The 1,123-nt window shown below is 63.7% G+C and carries 2 protein-coding genes; both read right to left on the bottom strand.

Features of this window, described 5'->3' with window-relative positions; translation table 11 throughout:
* Positions 1-556 (bottom strand): nicotinate-nucleotide--dimethylbenzimidazole phosphoribosyltransferase (locus HX846_RS36005; protein WP_178967322.1); only part of this gene is annotated, 556 nt, incomplete at its 3' end.
* Entirely contained in the window at positions 553-1,074 is a 522-nt protein-coding gene (gene cobU / locus HX846_RS36000) for a bifunctional adenosylcobinamide kinase/adenosylcobinamide-phosphate guanylyltransferase (RefSeq protein ID WP_087695211.1), read from the bottom strand. The genes HX846_RS36005 and cobU, both read right to left, overlap by 4 nt.
* Positions 1,075-1,123: the final 49 nt, after the last annotated feature.

Below are 1,123 nucleotides of genomic sequence, written 5' to 3'. Positions count from 1 at the left end.
GGGCACTGGCGGCGGTGGTGTTGCCGATGCCCATTTCGCCACCGATAAACAGTTGCGCACCGCTGGTGATAGCGCGGTGCACGCTGTCGCGGCCGGCTTGCAGGGCCAGTTGGCCCTGGGCTTCGGTCATTGCCGGGCCGTTGACGAAGTTGGCGGTGCCGAGACCGATATTCAGGTGGCGGACGCCCGGTAGGTTCAACGTCGGGGTGATGGTGCCGAGGTCGACCACTTCCAGCTTGGCGTCGAGTTGGCGCGCAAGCACGCTGATGGCGGCGCCACCGGTGACGAAGTTGTGAAGCATCTGGCCGGTGACTTCCTGGGGGAAGGCGGAGACACCTTCGGCGACGACGCCGTGGTCGCCGGCGAAGATCGCGATCCACAGGTGGTCGACGCTGGGTTTGACCTGGCCCTGGAGGCCGGCCAGTTGGACGGCCACGGCTTCCAGCCGGCCGAGGGAGCCGGCGGGCTTGGTCAGTTGCTGCTGGCGGGCCAGGGCTTGTTCGTGGGCTTGGGTGTCGATCGTTTTGCAGGGGTTGAGCCACCAGGTGTCGGTCATAACGCAGTACCTTTCAAAGTCAGGGGCAGGCCGGCGACGGTCAGGACAACGCGCTGACAACGTTCGGCCAAGGCTTGATGCAGCCAACCGGCTTCATCGACATAGCGGCGAGTCAATTCGCCCAGCGGGACGACACCCATTCCGGTCTCGTTGCTGACAAAAATGATTTCTCCTGGGAGGGTGGCCAGGGTTTGGAGCAGGGCCTCGCGCTCGTGGTTGAGACGGTCGGGGTCTTCGAGCATCAGCAGGTTGGTGAGCCATAAGGTCAGGCAGTCGACCAGCAGGCAATGGTTCGGGGTGGCGTTTTCCTTGAGGACACGGGCCAGTTCGATGGGCTCTTCGATCAGGCCCCATTCGGTCGGGCGCCGCTCGCGGTGGTGGGCGACGCGTGCGGTCATTTCGCCGTCCAGGGGTTGGCTGGTCGCTATGTAGGTGACGCTTAGGCCGCTGTCGGTGGCGAGTTTTTCAGCCAGGCGGCTTTTGCCGGAGCGGGCGCCGCCGAGGATCAACTGGAGCATGGGTTGTGCCTCTGTTTTTGACTGTGTGTATATCCGTTATTTAGGTAAC

It is taken from the genome of Pseudomonas sp. K5002 (assembly GCF_013386655.1).
In the GTDB taxonomy this organism is placed as follows: Bacteria; Pseudomonadota; Gammaproteobacteria; order Pseudomonadales; family Pseudomonadaceae; genus Aquipseudomonas.
Note: the sequence above shows the minus strand (reverse complement) of the source record. Positions and strands in the feature narration are given on the sequence as shown.